The organism is Bacillus sp. mrc49 (genome assembly GCF_002803435.1).
In genome coordinates this window covers 1-17,943 of record NZ_PHNG01000699.1, presented here as the reverse complement: position 1 = coordinate 17,943, position 17,943 = coordinate 1, and the positions used below count along the sequence as shown (strand labels likewise).

The window sequence follows — 17,943 nt, the reverse complement described above, 5'->3', positions numbered from 1 at the left end:
TTGTGATAGGTTTTACCTTCTTCAAGCATCCGTGCTACTTCTAGACGCTGTGCTAAAGATGAGATTTCATTTACTGTACATAAATCATCAAAAAATCGATAGCATTCGTCCAAATCACGCAAGGAAAGGATCGACTTGAACAGCTGATCCGTCTCTTTTCCTCTTAACTTATCAATTTGCATGTTACTCCCCCTTAATTTCATGGGTATCAGAATGAGACATCTTGTTCTAAACCAGGTTGATCCGGAATGATATTGATCCAAGTTTTCCCAGGGATCAACCCTGCTTCCTCATCGTTTTTCACTGGTACGATTCGCCCACTCTCATTAACCCATTCTACTTCATTCACTTTTCCTCGTTGAAGTAAATAACCTTTTCCGCCACTTTTCAAATCGATTTTGCGACGACCCTTTTCGTCAATCACTTGATGATCGGCTTCAATGATCAATATATTATCCAGTAAAATCGGATTATGCGATTTATATTCGACTGTTTGTTCACCATTCGAATAACGTTTATATTTCTTATCCGTGGCATCGTATTCATACTCAACATCATACTCTTTTAAACCATAGGATATCTCGGCTTTGAGTGCCGATTCCCCTTGAATTCCAGCTGCCTCTTCCTTTGTAAGGAAAGCGAGTGGCTCTGGTGCGCCTTTCATTTCATATCCCTTTTCCTTCGCGCCTTTTAGGATGTCAGCAAAAGAGATGTAGGAATTATGCGGCGCTTTACGATCGTCCGAGCGTTGAAACAAAGTTCCATCATAATATAATCCGTTCAAGTTATCAATATACCCTTTGTCGAGCATGGTTTTTGCCTCGGGGCTATTCCCATGACATACGTAAAGGCAATCGAGGCCTTTAGCCATTTCGATATAGTAGTCCCTTGCACTACGGATCGGACCGATCTGGCTCGGCTCTTCACTTTGAAAGATAGCTAAAAATCTGGTTATATCACCTTCTGCGAGCATTTCGTATACCAAATCGGCTTCAGAGAGACCGGATTGCGGCCTTGCCTGTGGATGGTTATTAACCATCACGGCTACAGCCCTTTGCTCAGTGCTTTCATCGGTGAATTCACCAGTAAGTGGAAACTGATTGCGAGGTTCATCTTTCACATCCGTGTTTTTTTTATCAGCCTGGTCTTTCGTCTTACTGTCATCCAATGCAGATTCTTCTTTCGCCGAACAGCCTGCGAGCAGTAAAATAGCCAAAACGATGAAAAGAACTCTCTTAAGATTCATCTTTCCACTCCTCTGATTTATTAGCACTTTCTCCTCTTATATTTTAACGCATTATAGTAGGAAAGAGTATAGTTTTATTCATAACATCATACACTCCGCGTTGGGTCAGCCTTATATAAGGAAGATGTGTCGTCGAAAAGAATGAAAGTGTATACACTGGATCGTCGAAGCGGTAGCCCCTCTCGCAGAGCAATCTTTTCAGCACATTCTCTTCTTCGATCAGTTCAGGTACCTCCTTGGTCGACATGACCCCCTGTAGTTTTAGAGGCAGTTCATGGATCACTTTGCCGTGTTCCGTTAAGATGATGCCACCGCCAATTTCCTTCAGACGCCTAAATGCCAAATGCATATCCTGTTTCCGCTTGCCAATCAGTATGATGTCACCCGTATCTGTATAAGATCCGGCAAAGCCGCAAAGTTTATTGGCAAAGCCTTTCAAGATCGTATTGATGCGCCATTTTCCTTCCCGATCAATAAGCATGAAAAAACATTCATCATCCTCAAAGTTCAGCTCTTCATGCCCAACATCATTGGAAAGGGAGTACGGCTTCGTTATTACGTTATTGACCAGTTCGATCCCAAACGGCATCGAAAATTCAAAATCTTCCTTTAAGCTAAGATTCCAATCAAGGTCGAGTGGCTTAAAACCGAAATCACCCCATTCGATTTCCTGCTCATCGGGAATGATCTCCCCATCCTTCTTCACCCACTTCCCCTTTGCCATTACCGAAACTGGTGCAGGCTCCTTTATATCGGTAAGGAAGTTGATGTTCGCCACCCTTCCAGTAGCAATATTCCCATGAAGGTACTCAATATTATAGTATCGGGCGATATTGATGGTTGCCATATTATAAGCATCAATGACCGGTACGCCATGCTCTATCGCTATTTTGATCAAGCAATCAATGAAACCACCCTCATAAAAAGACGGCGGCGATCCATCTGTTGTATAAAAGAATTTGTCGTATTGATCGATGCCGAGTTCATGGATTTCGGAAATCAGTTTAGGCAGATCCGGACGTATCGAAGAATGCCTTAGCGATACATAATAGCCTTGCAGCAGGCGGGACATGACTTCTTCACCCGTCATTGCTTCATGGTCACAGTCAGCCCCGAATAGGGTCATTTTTGCCAACGTTTTCTCGGATGCCCCCGGAAAATGGCCTTCTATTTTCTTTCTCATTCTCTTCGCTTCCTGGATCCAATGCAGCATCATGTCATCCCCGTCAAGAAGCTTCGGCCATCCCGTCAGTTCCCCGCCCTGTAATACCGCATCATGCTCCAGCCAGGATTTGACCGCACCATGGGAGAACACCGTATCTTCATCGATCAATTCGGTCTGTCCGTCAAAACGGCTCCACCAATACATTGTAACAGGAATGTTACGTAATTCTTTCAAAAGAGAAAACGCTTTCTTTTTATCTAACTGCAAGAGGAAAGGCAAGTTATCATTGATCAATGTCGTTGTGCCAAAATGAGATGCATAACGTGAAAAGGTAAGGGGATTATATAATTGAGAAGGATGTGAGTGCGGCTCAATATATCCCGGGACCAAATACTGGTTTGTGCAATCAACCATTTCACAATGGTCTATATTATCAGGAAGCTTTTCTCCAACATAGATGATGCGATCATCATATATCCATATATTCGCCTTCACCCATTTTCGTAAAGCTTGATTTAAGTAAGTCGCATTTTTAAGCAGAATGTGTGGTGCCCTATTGCCATCCAGCACATCTATATGTTCTCTAAGATGTTTATTTTTCCATCTATAGCGCTGTTCAAGCATAAAACATTCCCCCATAAGTTTTTAGAAAAAAATGTATAATAAAAACCATTTTCAATCCAATTTTATTTCATAGTAACATACTTGCCTCATTAGAACAGTAATGTTATCCGGAATATTGTTAAATTTTTGTGAAGGGATGGACATAATTATGAAGTTTAAACAAAATATCAGTATAATAAATGCGTTAATGCGAATTACCTGCGGCTTGACCTTCCTTACATGGGCAGCGGCAAAGATGGTGAAAAAACCGTGGAAAAAGCAATCCTATCTAGTCGTGGTCATGCTTTCTGCCATGAAAATAGGCGAAGGTATCCTCCGCTATTGTCCAATTGTCGATGTTATGGAAAATGGGCAGACACTAATGAAGAAAGAACACACTCAGGAAAAAAACCCTCACCCATCAGATTCCAATTAAAGTCTTGATCCTATAGAAAAAGCTGACTCCGATTAGAGTCAGCTTCTTTCATTACTCATGAAAAATGGTATTGGATTGCACGATAACCGATATCCGTACGCCAAAACAATCCTTCTTTCTCCACATGACCTAACTCTTTATATACGTGAGCTTTAGCGGAGGCTAAATCTTTCCCTTTTGCAGCAACGAGAAGAACACGGCCTCCATTCGAGATGAAGTTCCCTTCAGTATCAAGAGCCGTCCCGGCATGATAAATATGGGCATCCTGATCAATCTTTTCCAACCCTTTAATGATTGAATGCTTTTTATAATCGCCAGGGTACCCATCGGCTGCCACGACCACGCCAATAACGGATTCTTCATGCCAATCAAGCTGCAAATCATCACCTGATAGGACCGCTTCGAGGGTTTCAAGGAAATCCGTCTTCAGTCGCGGTAATACCACCTGCGTCTCCGGATCGCCAAAACGGGCATTGAACTCTATGACTTTCGTTCCTTTTTCAGTCGCGATCAACCCAGCGTATAATATGCCGGTAAAACGTCGATTTTCAGAAATCATTGCATTGACAGTTGGCTGAAGGATCGTTCCCACTGCAGACTGAACCATTTCATCGGTGATTTGCGGCACCGGTGAGTAAGCCCCCATTCCGCCTGTATTCGGCCCCAGATCTCCATCGAAAACCCGCTTGTGATCTTGCGCTATGACCATAGGATACACTTTATCCCCATTAACGAATGCCATCAACGAGAATTCCTCTCCATCAAGGAATTCTTCAATAACCACCTTGGCGGAAGCTTCGCCAAACTTAGCCTCGACCAGCATATCACGGATGGCGTCCAACGCCTCATTCATCGTCATTGCGACAACGACGCCCTTGCCTGCAGCCAGTCCATCCGCCTTGATTACGATCGGAACCCCGATTTTTTCGATATATGCCTTTGCAGAATCGTAGTCAGTAAATGTTTCATATTCCGCTGTCGGAATGCTATAGTCCTTCATTAAATCTTTAGCAAAGGATTTGCTTCCTTCAATGACAGCAGCGCGGCCGTTAGGACCGAATGCCTTTAAGCCCGCTTCCGTAAAATCATCAACAATCCCGTTAAGCAATGGCGTTTCTGGCCCAACAAGCGTCAATGAAATGTCATTTGCCTTGGCAAAAGCAATTAATTCCCCATGATCGCTTTCACAAATCGGTACAAGTGTCGCTACATCCATCATGCCTGGATTTCCAGGTGCTGCAAAAACCGTCCCGACCCGATCGCTTTCAAATAGTTTACGGGCAATAGCGTGCTCCCTGCCGCCCCTGCCAATCACTAGTACATTCATTATCGCACCTCATCCTTTGATTAATGTTTAAAGTGACGAATCCCTGTGAATACCATTGCGATTCCATATTCATCAGCTTTGTTGATTGAATCCTGGTCTTTTACAGAGCCACCAGGCTGAATGATTGCCGTAACTCCCGCTTTCGCTGCTGCTTCGACGGTATCGTCCATCGGGAAGAAGGCATCCGAGGCCAATGCGCTTCCTGCCGCTCTTTCACCAGCTTGCTCAAGTGCGATTTTCGCCGCTCCGACACGATTCATTTGCCCTGCGCCCACGCCTAAAGTCATTTGGTCATCGCAGACGACGATTGCGTTCGACTTCACATGCTTCACGATTTTCCAGCCAAGCTCCAAAGCCTTCCACTCTGCAGGAGTAGGCTCACGCTTCGTTGCGACCTTCACTTCTGCATCCTTTAAGCTATGTGCATCACGGTCTTGAATGAGTAAGCCGCCTTCTATGGAAGTCAATTTACGTTCAGTTTTATTGGCCATATCAAATTCGATCGTTAATAAACGAAGGTTTTTCTTGCTCGTCAGGATTTCCGCTGCCTCGTCCGTAAACCCAGGAGCGATGATGATTTCAAGGAAAATTTCATGAAGCCTTTCCGCAGTCGCCTTATCAACTTCACGGTTAAGGGCGATGATACCGCCGAAAATGGAAGTGGCATCCGCTTCATAAGCTTTTTCATAAGCCTCTAAAATCGTAGTCCCGACCCCGACGCCGCAAGGATTCATATGCTTGACGGCAACGGCAGCCGGCTCATTGAATTCCCTAACGATTTGCAGCGCTGCGTCGGCATCATTAATGTTATTGTATGAGAGTTCTTTTCCGTGTAATTGCTTCGCGTTTGCAATCGAAAAAACGGAGCCAAGCGGTTTTTTATAGAATGCAGCTTTTTGATGTGGATTTTCCCCGTAACGAAGAGACTGCTTCAATTCATAGGTAACAGTCAATGATTCAGGATTTTCTTCGTCGGCAAGCTCTGTCATATACTCCGAAATGACAGCATCATATGCTGCAGTGTGGCGGAAGACTTTTGCTGCCAGACGGCGATTCGTGGTTTTTGATACAGCACCGTTTTGCTTCAGCTCTCCCAATACGGCAGGGTAGTCACTGGAATCGACGATAACGGTCACATATTCGTGGTTTTTGGCAGAAGAACGTAGCATCGTCGGTCCGCCGATATCGATGTTTTCAATCGCATCTTCCACAGTGACTTCCGGCTTGGAGATTGTCGCCTGGAAAGGATAAAGGTTTACACAGACTAATTGAATCGGTTCAATATTATGCTCTGCAAGCTGCGCCGCATGATCCTTGTCATCATGTTTCGCCAACACCGCCCCATGGACATTCGGGTGAAGTGTTTTGACACGCCCATCCAGGATTTCGGGAAAACCAGTGACTTCACTGATTCCAATTACGTCAACACCATGCTCCTGCAACGTTTTTTTCGTACCGCCCGTTGAGATGATTTCAAATCCTGCCTCAATTAATCCTTGAGCAAATTCGATGATGCCTGTTTTATCCGATACACTAATTAAAGCACGTTTTTTCATGTTAAGTTGGTCCCTCCATTAAGTAAGTTGCTGTTGGCAAAGCTGCTGTAAAACGGACGGATACAGATCATGTTCCGTTTCCTGAATCCTCTTTTGAAGAATGCCAATCGTATCTCCATCAAGAATCGGCACCGTTTTTTGGACAATGATCGGTCCTGTGTCCATTCCTTCATCGACATAATGTATCGTGACCCCGGTTTCCTTCACTCCGGCTTCATAAGCCTGGCCAACCGCATCCTTGCCCGGAAAATCAGGCAGGAGTGAAGGATGGATGTTCACGATGCTTTGTGGATACTCATGTAATAATGTCGGACCTATCAAACGCATATAGCCAGCCAGAATGATCAATTCCACATCACGTTGGCGAAGTTCCTTCAGTATTTCCGTTTCAAACTCAGCCTTGCTAGAGTAATCTTTCGCTGAAAAAGAGAAAGAATCTACATTTTCAAGCCTCGCCCTCTCTAGCACATATGCATTTTCGCGATCGCAAACGACCAGGCAGATTTCCGCCTCCACCTTTCCGCTTTTTATCGCATTTGCAATTGATTGAAAATTACTACCGTTACCTGATGCAAAGACAGCAAGACGCCTCATTATTTGAACGACACTCCATTTCCCGATACAATCGTCCCGATGATCGTTGCTTCTTCACCACAGGCTTGCAGATAGGCCAGCACATCGGCCGCTTCTTCTTTCTTCACGATGGCCGTCATTCCGATTCCCATATTGAATATATTGAACATTTCCTCTTTCACAAGGTTTCCTTTTTCTTCAAGGAAAGAAAATATAGTTGGTATTTTCCAACTTCCCAACTCAATCTCCACACCGCTTCCTTCTGGTAGAATACGTGGGATGTTTTCGATGAACCCGCCGCCCGTGATATGGGCAAGGCCCTTGATTTCAAATTTCTCCAATGTCGCTAAAATGGATTTGACATAAATCTTGGTCGGTTTCAACAGCTCCTCGCCCAACTTGCAATCAAGCTGTGGAACGAAATCATGAAGGCCCATCCCTGCATCTTCAAGAAGGATTTTACGAACAAGGGAATAACCGTTGCTATGGATGCCGCTTGAAGCCAGCCCAATAACGACATCGCCCGCCTGAATCGACTCACCCGTAATCAGACGTGGTTTTTCGACTGCACCGACAGTGAAACCAGCGACATCATATTCTTCGGTTTCGTACATCCCCGGCATTTCCGCCGTTTCACCGCCGATCAAGGCACAGCCCGCTTGTTCACAGCCATCCGCAATCCCTTTGACGATCATTTCAATCCGTTCCGGATCGGCTTTACCGCAGGCAATATAATCTAAAAAGTATAAAGGTGCAGCACCTTGAACGACAACATCGTTGACGCACATCGCTACACAATCCACTCCAATCGTATCGTGCTTGTCCATCATGAACGCCAACAAAAGTTTCGTACCGACTCCATCCGTACCCGAAATGAGCACAGGTTCTTTTAGGTTCAAGGAAGACAAATCGAACATGCCCCCGAAACCGCCCAGTCCATTCATTACTTCTGGACGAAATGTACGCTTCACATGTTTTTTCATCCGATTTACCGCTTCATAACCAGCCTCAATATCCACACCAGCCTGTTTATAGGCATTAGCCATTTGAAATCCCCCTCCGAAAATCATTCTTTTAATTCCGACATGATTAACATTTTGTCTTTTCTCGTTCGTATTCAAAAATTTCAGTCGGATAATTTCCGGTGAAACAAGCTAGACATGACCCGCGCGTTTCTCCAGCAAACGGACGGCCAATCGCTTCGACCATACCTTCGACACTTAAGAACGTTAAAGAATCAGCACCAATGATTTCCCTTATTTCCTCCACCGATTTGGAGCTTGCGATCAGTTCTTCTTTTTTAGACGTATCTATTCCGTAAAAACAAGGATTCTTGATCGGAGGTGAGCTAATGACAACATGCACTTCTTTAGCTCCTGCATCTTTTAACATGCGGACAATCCTTCTGCTCGTTGTCCCACGGACGATTGAATCATCAACCATTATCACCCGCTTGCCTTCTACGACCCCTCTTACAGGTGAAAGTTTCATCTTCACGCCTTGTTCACGCAGGCTCTGCGATGGCTGAATGAATGTCCGTCCGACATAACGGTTTTTAATTAAGCCCATTTCATAAGGAATGCCTGCAGCTTCAGCATAGCCAATCGCTGCTGAAATGCTCGAGTCAGGTACCCCCGTTACGACATCCGCTTCAATTTTGGCCTCCAGTGCCATTTGTTTGCCAAGGTTTTTGCGGGCCGTATGGACATTGATTCCATCGATATTGCTATCCGGACGGGAAAAATACACATATTCCATCGTGCACATTGCCTGTTGACTGGAAAGCGAAAAATATTCGGATGAGATTCCCTCATCATTAATGACAACAAGTTCACCAGGCTCAATATCGCGGATAAATTCTGCGCCTACAATATCAAGAGCACATGTTTCGGATGCGGCAAAATAGGCATCGCCTATTTTACCTAAGGAAAGCGGGCGGAAACCATGCGGATCTCTTGCCATGATCATTTGGTTTTCTGTCATGATGACGAAAGCATAGGCTCCCTTCAGCATGCTCAAACTGCTTTTCACTGAATCCCTTACATCTGAGTAGCCGGACCGTTTAATCAAATGGGCCAGGACTTCCGTATCCGATGTCGTTTGGAAGATGCTTCCTTGTCCCTCAAGCTGTGCTTTTAACTGATTGGCATTGACGATATTCCCATTATGGGCAAGGGCCAGGCCGCCTGTATGTGAATTGAACAAGAAGGGCTGGACGTTTTGATACCCGCCGCCGCCTGCCGTTGTATAGCGGACATGGCCGATGGCCGCTTTTCCGCTGCCGGAAAGTGCTTGCATTTTTTCAGCCGTGAAGATCTCCGTGACGAGACCTTCACCTTTAGAGATCGACATCTGCTCGCCATCCGTGACGACGATGCCTGCTCCCTCTTGTCCGCGATGCTGCAAGCTATGCAACCCGTAATAAGCAAGCTGCGCTGCATCAGGGTGCCCCCAGACTCCGACTACGCCGCATTCTTCGTTTAGGCTCCTTATTTCAGCAAGCATGGTATAGCTCCCTTCCAAGCTGTTTGCAATTCATTAACGTCCGCTTCCAATACAGGGCCATCATTGCCTGCAGTCACGACTAGCTTACGATCCTCCGTTACAGAGCCTATGCATATCGCATCTTCCACAAGCGCTTCGAAAGCCTCTTTGTTTTCAGGTTTGATGGAAAGCAAGAAGCGTGATTGCGTTTCACTGAATAGTTCGGATACCGCTTCGCCGGAAATATTCACTTTCGCCCCAAGCTTACCTGAACCGAATAAAGATTCAGCTAATGCGACTGCCAGACCGCCTTCCGAGAGATCATGTGCTGATGCAACAAGACCGGTTTGGATCGCCGCGAGGATTTGCTGCTGACGTTTTTGTTCAACGGTCAAATCAAGTTCCGGTGCGCGTCCAAAAATTTTCCCTTCAAGCATTTTTTGCAATTCACTGCCGCCAAACTCCACTTTCGCTTCACCGACAACGTAAATCAGGTCGGATTCAGTCTTAAACGTTTGTGTAGTGATATGCTCAAGTTCATTAACAAGACCGACCATTCCTACCACAGGTGTCGGATAAACCGCTTCGCCATTCGTTTCATTGTAAAGCGAAACATTTCCGCCAATGACTGGTGTGCTTAAGCTCCTGCAAGCCTCACTCATGCCATCAGCCGCTTTTTCCAGCTGCCAAAAGATTTCAGGTTTTTCCGGGTTGCCAAAATTCAAGCAATCCGTTATTGCCAATGGCTCCGCACCTGAGCAAATGATATTGCGGGCTGCTTCAGCGACCGCGATTTTCCCTCCTGTTTCAGGATCAAGATAAATATAGCGGGAGTTGCAATCCGTCGTCATCGCAAGGGCCTTATTCGTTCCCCTGACACGTACTACAGCTGCATCGGAACCAGGTGAAACCACCGTATTCGTACGGACCATGTAATCATATTGATCGTAAACCCATTCCTTACTTGAAATGGTCGGTTGCTTCAATAATGCCAATAGTGTTTCTTTATAATCTTCAATGACCGGCACTTCAGCCTTCATGCTTTGGAAGTCACGGAAATATTGCGGTTCCGCGGATGGCTTATGGTAGATCGGAGCTTCTTCCGCCAAGGCGTCAACCGGAACCTCCGCAACGATTTCACCTTGATGCGTTAAGATCAGTTTTTTATCGTCCGTCACTTCACCAACTGCAACTGCTTCTAAATCATACTTCGTGAACAAATCGACGATTTCCTGTTCACGGCCTTTCGTGACTACGATGAGCATCCGCTCTTGTGATTCGGAAAGCATCATTTCATAAGCCGTCATGCCCGTTTCACGCTGCGGGACCAGGTCCAGGTTCATTTTAATGCCAGAGCCCGCTTTACTTGCCATCTCGGCAGATGAGCTGGTAAGTCCTGCCGCTCCCATATCCTGAATGCCAACAAGGGCATCGTTTTGAATCAATTCAAGGCATGCCTCCAGAAGGAGCTTCTCCATGAATGGATCTCCCACTTGAACGGCAGGGCGTTTCTCTTCGGAAGACTCCGACAGCTCTTCAGATGCAAATGTGGCTCCATGAATGCCATCGCGTCCAGTTTTTGCCCCCACATACATGACGGTGTTGCCCACTCCGTGCGCCTGACCTTTTTTTATATCCTTATGATCGATCAAGCCGACACACATGGCATTGACTAACGGATTTCCTTCATAAGAAGGATCGAATTGAATTTCACCGCCGACAGTCGGTATCCCGATACAATTCCCGTAACCTGCAATCCCGGCAACGACTTCTTTGAATAAGTATTTCACGCGATCATTATCAAGTTCGCCAAAGCGAAGTGAATTCAGCATCGCAATCGGACGTGCCCCCATGGAGAATACGTCACGGATGATTCCGCCGACACCAGTAGCGGCACCTTGGTAAGGTTCGATCGCTGATGGGTGGTTATGACTTTCAATTTTAAAAACGACGGCCTGGTCGTCACCGATATCGACGATGCCCGCTCCTTCACCAGGACCTTGCAGCACTTTCTCCCCCGTAATCGGGAATTTCCTTAAGATGGGTTTTGAGTTTTTGTAGGAACAATGCTCTGACCACATAACGGAAAACAATCCTGTTTCCGTATAATTCGGCAGTCTGCCTAAGATTTTCTCCACCATGGCAAATTCTTCATCGGATAGCCCCATACTTGCGTACAATCGCTCCGATTTAATTTTTTCCGGACTTGGTTCAAGCTGTAATAACATGTGATTCCCTCCAGTTTTTTACGATGGATTGAAAAATCTTTAAGCCGTCTTTACTGCCAAGCAGTGAGTCAACAGCACGTTCGGGATGAGGCATCATTCCGAGGACATTTCCTTGTTCGTTTGCAATTCCCGCTATTTGTTCCAAGCTTCCGTTTGGATTTTCACCATCATAAGTGAACAAGATGCGGTTATCTCGTTTCAATTCAGCCAATGTTTCAGCATCACAGTAATAATTCCCTTCACCATGGGCAACCGGGATCGTAATCGTTTCATGCAATTCGTAGCCTGATGTAAACATCGATTGATTGTTTTCAACCTTCAAACCTACATTGCGGCAAATGAATTTCAAACCTTCATTTCGGCGCATCGCTCCTGGTAAAAGGCCTGCTTCAAGTAAAATCTGAAAACCATTGCAGACACCAAGAACAGGCTTTCCTGCTTTAGCCGCTTTTACGACTTCGGCCATCACATTCGAAAAACGGGCAATCGCTCCGGAGCGTAAATAGTCTCCATAAGAGAAACCTCCAGGAAGAAGGATCCCATCATACTGATCTAGGTTGTTTGTGGAATGCCATACATACTCCACTTCTTCCCCCAGGGCATCCTTTATCGCATGATACATATCGACATCACAATTGGAGCCAGGGAAAACTATGACAGCAAATTTCATTGGGTGATAACCTCCTCAACATCATAACGGTAAGCTTCAATTACCGTGTTGGCCAAAAGTTTTTCACACATTTCCTTTACAAGCTGATCTAAATCGCGATCCGTATCCTCAATGGTCAGTTCAATGTATTTCCCCACTCGAACGTCACTCACTTCGTTATAGGTCATGCTATGAAGTGATTGTTGGACAGCTGCTCCCTGTGGATCCAATACACTTTCCCTTAGTGTGATATATACCTTAACCTTATGCATGTTGAATGCCCTCCAATTTTGCTAGAATTTTTTCGTAAGCATCTGTTAAACTGCCTAAATCACGGCGGAATACATCTTTGTCCAATTTTTCGTTCGTTGCTGCATCCCATAACCGGCAGGTATCGGGTGATATTTCGTCAGCCAGCAGAATATCTCCATTCGGTGTTTTTCCGAACTCTAATTTAAAATCTATCAGTCTAATATCCAGCTCTTTAAAGAACGAGGTCAGGACGCTATTTATTTCCTGTGCTTTTTCTTTTAAAATCGCTACATCTTCCTTGCTAGCAAGTTCCAGTTCTTCAATATGGTCTTCTGTTAACAGAGGATCGCCGAGCTCGTCATCTTTATAGTAAAACTCAGTCAATGCTTTCTTGAGGGGCTGGCCTTCCTTTATGCCCGTTCTTTTGGAAAAACTGCCTGCAGCCGTATTCCTGACGACGACTTCAAGGGGAATGATGGAGACTTTTTGGACTAACTGTTCCCTGTCGGAAAGCATTTCAATAAAATGGGACGGTATATTTTCTTGGGCAAGCTTTGAAAATAGTAAACTGGTAATCTGATTGTTCAACTTGCCTTTGCCGGCGATTTCCGACTTCTTTTCACCATTGAACGCCGTTGCCGAGTCCTTATATTCCACCCATACTATTTCACTGTTGTCCGTTGCATAAATCTGCTTCGCTTTTCCTTCATACAACAATTCTCGTTTTTCCATCCGTCAAGACCCCCACATTGTGAATATTATGAATTTTCCTATCATTATCCAGGCTTGGCAAACATCGGACAGGCTAGTTGCCCGTGTTTGCCGCCTGTTTTTTTTATAAACCTAAACGATCAAAGATCACATCAACATTTTTCAAGTGATGCGTAGGATCGAAGCAATCATCAAGCTCTTCTTTCGTAAGCAAGCTCGTGATCTTATCATCCTTTTCGATCAGGCTTCTGAATGGAACCTGCTGCTCCCATGCTTCCATCGCTTTCGGCTGAACCGTATCATAAGCTTCTTCACGGACAAGCCCTTTATCGATAAGCGAAAGCAATACACGTTGAGAGAAGATCAATCCTAGGGTACGGTCCATGTTGCGTTTCATGTTTTCCGGATAGACGGTTAAGTTCTTAACGATGTTGCTGAAACGGTTCAGCATATAGTTCAGAGCGATCGTTGCATCAGGTAAAATGATGCGCTCAGCTGAAGAATGCGAAATGTCACGCTCATGCCATAATGCCACATTTTCATAAGCTGTCATCATATAACCGCGGATGACACGGGCCATCCCCGTCATATTTTCAGAACCGATCGGATTCCGTTTATGAGGCATTGCCGACGATCCTTTTTGCCCTTTTGCAAAGAACTCTTCCACTTCACGTGTTTCGCTTTTTTGCAAGCCGCGGATTTCGACTGCGAACTTTTCAATCGATGTCGCAATCAGCGCCAACGTGCTCATATAATGTGCATGGCGATCGCGCTGTAATGTTTGCGTCGAAATGGGCGCTGCTTCAAGTCCAAGCTTTTCACAAACGAATTTTTCTACAAAAGGATCGATGTTTGCATAAGTTCCGACAGCACCGGAAATTTTCCCAACCTCGATGTTCTTTCTCGCTTCATCGAAGCGTTCGACATTGCGTTTCATTTCTTGATACCACAATGCCAGCTTCAAACCGAAAGTAGTCGGTTCGGCATGAACTCCATGCGTACGCCCCATCTGAACCGTGTATTTATGTTCTTTTGCTTTATTTTTCAGGATCTCGACGAAGTTATTCAAATCCTTCGCAAGGATTTCATTGGCTTGCTTGATCACATATGAAAGAGCTGTATCGACTACATCAGTGGAAGTCAATCCGTAATGTACCCACTTCCGTTCTTCACCTAACGTTTCAGAAACAGCACGTGTAAAGGCTACAACATCATGGCGGGTATCCTTTTCAATTTCATTGATGCGTTCCACATCGAATGTAGCATTTTCACGAAGCAGCTTCACATCTTCTTTCGGAATGACACCAAGTTCAGACCACGCTTCACAAGCCAAAATCTCGACTTCCAGCCACGCGTTAAACCGGTTCGTCTCTGTCCAAATGTTGCCCATCTCTGGGCGGGTATAACGTTCAATCATTTTACTTCCTCCGTTTCAACCTGTTGTTTCCAAATTTTGCTTCGATCACTTTCCAAAAGAGCTTCCTCAATCGTCGGACGTAAAATATTCACATGCCCCATTTTTCGCTTAAGCTTCGCTTCCTTCTTTCCATAAAGGTGAACTTTCCAATCCGAAAGCGTCGGGATTTCATCCATTAAAGGCCCGATATGCTCGCCTAGGATGTTGACCATTACAACCGGCTTCAATAATGCCGTATTTCCAAGCTCCCAATTGCAGACAGCCCTTATATGCTGTTCGAACTGTGAAGTCTCACAAGCTTCCATTGTATAATGTCCCGAGTTATGAGGTCTTGGCGCCAATTCATTAATGATGATCTCATCCTGATCGGTCAAAAACATTTCGACTGCCAATGTCCCGATCAACTCAAGGTTCTCTGCAAGTTGCAAAGCCTCATTGATAGCTTTCCTTTCAGCTTGTTGACTAATACGGGCCGGAACTATGCTTTTATGAAGAATGTTATCAATATGAATGTTTTCCGCTATCGGGAAATGAGTTGCCTCACCATTTCCTTTACGTGTCACGATAATGGAGATTTCTTTTACGAAAGGAATCCAGGCTTCCAGCACACATACACCTGTTTTGAGCAGGGATTCAGCCTTTTTGATATCGGCTTCTTCCTTAATGACCAACTGCCCTTTTCCATCATAACCGCCCCGGGTCGTTTTTAACACACTAGGGTACCCTATTTTTTCTATATGAAGGTGAATTTCCGAAATATCGTGTATTTCCTGATAGGGAGCAACCGATGCCCCTGCATCAGAAATGGCCTTTTTTTCAGTAAGGCGATCCTGTGTCAGCTTCAATAATTCGGAGCCCTGCGGAAGATATGCATGCTGCTTTAACCAATCCAACGCCTCCGAACTGATATTCTCAAACTCATAAGTTATGACGTCACTGACCTCCGCCAATCTTTTCAATGCATCTATATCATCATAAGCACCAATTATTTCAATATCCGCGACTTGCGCACATGGACCTTCTGCAGTCGGCTCAAGGACCGCTATCCTAAAGCCCGATGCCTTGGCCGACAGGGCCATCATCCTGCCTAATTGCCCACCGCCGATGATCCCAATGGTCTGTCCAGGTAAAATGGTTGTATTATTTAAGTTGTTCACTGCTTCTTAACACCTTTTCCTTCGTTTCGTCTCTTAAAGCTTCCAATCTCCCTGCAATTTCAGGATCGAAGGCCGCGAGCATTTGGGCCGCGAACAAACCGGCATTGATTGCGCCGGCTTTTCCGATTGCTACCGTCGCAACCGGTACACCGCCAGGCATTTGCACGATGGATAATAATGAATCAATCCCGTTTAATGCCTTCGATTGTATCGGGACGCCTATCACAGGGACGATCGTTTTGGCGGCTGTCATACCTGGAAGATGCGCTGCCCCGCCTGCCCCGGCAATGATCACTTTAATGCCTCTCTCATTTGCACTCTCTGCATATTCAAATAGTAAATCCGGTGTCCTGTGGGCGGAAACGACTCTTTTTTCATAGGGAATGTCAAGCTGTTCCAATGATTCACAAGCGTATTTCATCGTTTCCCAATCCGAGACACTTCCCATAATAACCCCAACCTGCGGTTTCATATCATCTTTCCCTCCAACACTCAAATTGTCGCGTCCGAATATGCAGATGGACGCTTCTCATTATCTATCACATATAAATTAAAAAACCGGACGGATTGCATCCTCATTGTTGAGGAAGCAATCCGTCCGGAAAAGAAAGCCTTTTAAGAAAACACAAAAAGACTTGGCTAGATTCCGAATTAGTCAGATGCTTCTCTCATAGTCCGATGATTTACGGTCATCAGGTAGAAACTTTTGGGCCATATCCCCATGATTATATGAGATGTATTAATGTACCTTCATCTTACCGTCCGGCTATTTTAATGTCAAGTTAAAATCGAATATTTTATCAAAACACTAATTGATTGTTCGTGTTTTACTCAATTAATTTTGCTTCAAATACAATTTTCCTATCAATTGGCTCATAATGGACCTTTCCGTTCTCCATTCTCTCGGCAAATATCGGTTCTTCGGTCCTTCTTACAGGAAAGTAGCCTAACGCTTTCATTCGGTCCAGGCAAGCATCGATCGTCTCGCCCTCATTAACTTCAAATTTCAGCTTGCTCTTTTTACTCACACTATCGTTCCCTTTCTTTTTCTATTTATTGTTTGCCTTTCCGTTCATTGAAATTCTTCCTAGTATAAAGAAAAGAGCAAGGAAAGGCAAGAAATTAATACTAAAACCGACTAATAATAGCATGATCAGGTTAAGGGTCGAATTAATTGCTGTCCGGGACGATTTATCCCATCGAAGGACGAATTATTGGCTGCCCGGGACGATTTATTTCAATTGAAGGCCGAATTATCCGTTGATTTCCCTTCCCCCCCCAAAAAAACGATCATATAATGGCGCAAAAAAAGACCAGCCGGATGGCTGATCTTTTTTCTAATGGCTTGGCGGCGTCCTACTCTCACAGGGGGAGACCCCCAACTACCATCGGCGCTGAAGAGCTTAACTGCCGTGTTCGGAATGGGAACGGGTGTGACCTCTTCGCTATCGCCACCAAACATATGAGGAACGTTGTTCCTTCAAAACTAGATAATAAGAAGGTATTTCATTTTTTCAAAAGCGTTGGTTAAGTCCTCGATCTATTAGTATCAGTCAGCTCCACATGTCGCCACGCTTCCACCTCTGACCTATCAACCTGATCATCTTTCAGGGATCTTACTAGCTTGCGCCATGGGAAATCTCATCTTGAGGGGGGCTTCATGCTTAGATGCTTTCAGCACTTATCCCGTCCGCACGTAGCTACCCAGCTATGCCTTTGGCAAGACAACTGGTACACCAGCGGTGCGTCCATCCCGGTCCTCTCGTACTAAGGACAGCTCCTCTCAAATTTCCTGCGCCCGCGACGGATAGGGACCGAACTGTCTCACGACGTTCTGAACCCAGCTCGCGTACCGCTTTAATGGGCGAACAGCCCAACCCTTGGGACCGACTACAGCCCCAGGATGCGATGAGCCGACATCGAGGTGCCAAACCTCCCCGTCGATGTGGACTCTTGGGGGAGATAAGCCTGTTATCCCCGGGGTAGCTTTTATCCGTTGAGCGATGGCCCTTCCATGCGGAACCACCGGATCACTAAGCCCGACTTTCGTCCCTGCTCGACTTGTAGGTCTCGCAGTCAAGCTCCCTTGTGCCTTTACACTCTACGAATGATTTCCAACCATTCTGAGGGAACCTTTGG

General features: G+C 45.3%; 17 protein-coding genes, 2 rRNA genes and 1 riboswitch. Of the genes, 1 reads left to right on the top strand and 18 read right to left on the bottom strand.

Features of this window, described 5'->3' with window-relative positions:
• The 3 genes from CVN76_RS16400 to CVN76_RS16390 all read right to left on the bottom strand — a co-directional run.
• A partial coding sequence (locus CVN76_RS16400) for a YerC/YecD family TrpR-related protein (RefSeq protein WP_232732282.1) occupies positions 1 to 182 on the bottom strand: 182 nt, incomplete at its 3' end.
• Positions 183 to 208: 26 nt separating this feature from the next.
• A complete protein-coding gene (locus tag CVN76_RS16395; protein WP_100532165.1) occupies positions 209 to 1,246 on the bottom strand; it encodes a DUF3048 domain-containing protein in 1,038 nt (345 codons plus the stop codon).
• Positions 1,247 to 1,289: 43 nt separating this feature from the next.
• Complete coding sequence (locus CVN76_RS16390) at positions 1,290 to 3,035, bottom strand: adenine deaminase C-terminal domain-containing protein (protein ID WP_100532164.1); 1,746 nt, start codon at positions 3,033 to 3,035, stop codon at positions 1,290 to 1,292.
• Between the two features lie 148 nt (positions 3,036 to 3,183).
• Between CVN76_RS16390 and CVN76_RS16385 the strand changes: the two genes are divergently transcribed.
• Positions 3,184 to 3,450 carry a YgaP-like transmembrane domain gene (locus CVN76_RS16385; protein WP_100532163.1) on the top strand — a complete coding sequence of 89 codons (267 nt, stop codon included), beginning with the start codon at positions 3,184 to 3,186 and terminating at the stop codon, positions 3,448 to 3,450.
• Positions 3,451 to 3,505: 55 nt separating this feature from the next.
• Here the strand turns inward: CVN76_RS16385 and purD are convergent, their stop codons facing one another.
• The 15 genes from purD to CVN76_RS16310 form a co-directional block, all read right to left on the bottom strand.
• Complete coding sequence (purD, locus tag CVN76_RS16380) at positions 3,506 to 4,777, bottom strand: phosphoribosylamine--glycine ligase (RefSeq protein WP_100532162.1); 1,272 nt, start codon at positions 4,775 to 4,777, stop codon at positions 3,506 to 3,508.
• A 20-nt stretch (positions 4,778 to 4,797) separates the two neighbouring features.
• Positions 4,798 to 6,333, bottom strand: coding sequence for a bifunctional phosphoribosylaminoimidazolecarboxamide formyltransferase/IMP cyclohydrolase (purH, locus tag CVN76_RS16375; protein WP_100532161.1), 1,536 nt, complete (start codon positions 6,331 to 6,333; stop codon positions 4,798 to 4,800).
• Between the two features lie 18 nt (positions 6,334 to 6,351).
• Positions 6,352 to 6,927, bottom strand: coding sequence for a phosphoribosylglycinamide formyltransferase (gene purN, locus CVN76_RS16370; protein ID WP_100532160.1), 576 nt, complete (start codon positions 6,925 to 6,927; stop codon positions 6,352 to 6,354).
• Complete coding sequence (purM, locus tag CVN76_RS16365; protein ID WP_100532159.1) at positions 6,927 to 7,952, bottom strand: phosphoribosylformylglycinamidine cyclo-ligase; 1,026 nt, start codon at positions 7,950 to 7,952, stop codon at positions 6,927 to 6,929. Before purM ends, purN begins: the two co-directional genes overlap by 1 nt.
• 43 nt (positions 7,953 to 7,995) lie before the next feature.
• Positions 7,996 to 9,411, bottom strand: a complete 1,416-nt coding sequence (gene purF, locus CVN76_RS16360) for an amidophosphoribosyltransferase (protein WP_100532158.1) — start codon at positions 9,409 to 9,411, stop codon at positions 7,996 to 7,998.
• Positions 9,396 to 11,618 carry a phosphoribosylformylglycinamidine synthase subunit PurL gene (purL, locus tag CVN76_RS16355; protein WP_100532157.1) on the bottom strand — a complete coding sequence of 741 codons (2,223 nt, stop codon included), beginning with the start codon at positions 11,616 to 11,618 and terminating at the stop codon, positions 9,396 to 9,398. Before purL ends, purF begins: the two co-directional genes overlap by 16 nt.
• Positions 11,602 to 12,288, bottom strand: coding sequence for a phosphoribosylformylglycinamidine synthase subunit PurQ (gene purQ / locus CVN76_RS16350; protein WP_061140517.1), 687 nt, complete (start codon positions 12,286 to 12,288; stop codon positions 11,602 to 11,604). The genes purL and purQ overlap by 17 nt, the downstream gene beginning before the upstream one ends.
• Positions 12,285 to 12,539 (bottom strand): phosphoribosylformylglycinamidine synthase subunit PurS, encoded by a 255-nt coding sequence (purS, locus tag CVN76_RS16345; RefSeq protein ID WP_061140516.1) that lies wholly within the window; start codon positions 12,537 to 12,539, stop codon positions 12,285 to 12,287. Before purS ends, purQ begins: the two co-directional genes overlap by 4 nt.
• Positions 12,532 to 13,251 (bottom strand): phosphoribosylaminoimidazolesuccinocarboxamide synthase, encoded by a 720-nt coding sequence (purC, locus tag CVN76_RS16340; protein WP_100532156.1) that lies wholly within the window; start codon positions 13,249 to 13,251, stop codon positions 12,532 to 12,534. Before purC ends, purS begins: the two co-directional genes overlap by 8 nt.
• 103 nt (positions 13,252 to 13,354) lie before the next feature.
• Complete coding sequence (purB, locus tag CVN76_RS16335) at positions 13,355 to 14,647, bottom strand: adenylosuccinate lyase (RefSeq protein WP_061140514.1); 1,293 nt, start codon at positions 14,645 to 14,647, stop codon at positions 13,355 to 13,357.
• A complete protein-coding gene (purK, locus tag CVN76_RS16330; protein ID WP_100532155.1) occupies positions 14,644 to 15,804 on the bottom strand; it encodes a 5-(carboxyamino)imidazole ribonucleotide synthase in 1,161 nt (386 codons plus the stop codon). Before purK ends, purB begins: the two co-directional genes overlap by 4 nt.
• A complete protein-coding gene (purE, locus tag CVN76_RS16325; protein ID WP_100532154.1) occupies positions 15,788 to 16,276 on the bottom strand; it encodes a 5-(carboxyamino)imidazole ribonucleotide mutase in 489 nt (162 codons plus the stop codon). Before purE ends, purK begins: the two co-directional genes overlap by 17 nt.
• A 179-nt stretch (positions 16,277 to 16,455) precedes the next feature.
• Positions 16,456 to 16,557: riboswitch (purine riboswitch) on the bottom strand.
• A gap of 74 nt (positions 16,558 to 16,631) precedes the next feature.
• Positions 16,632 to 16,832 carry an NETI motif-containing protein gene (locus tag CVN76_RS16320; RefSeq protein WP_100532153.1) on the bottom strand — a complete coding sequence of 67 codons (201 nt, stop codon included), beginning with the start codon at positions 16,830 to 16,832 and terminating at the stop codon, positions 16,632 to 16,634.
• 315 nt (positions 16,833 to 17,147) lie between these two features.
• Positions 17,148 to 17,263, bottom strand: a 5S ribosomal RNA gene (rrf, locus tag CVN76_RS16315).
• Between the two features lie 64 nt (positions 17,264 to 17,327).
• Positions 17,328 to 17,943: ribosomal RNA gene (locus tag CVN76_RS16310) — 23S ribosomal RNA — on the bottom strand; the annotation flags it as partial.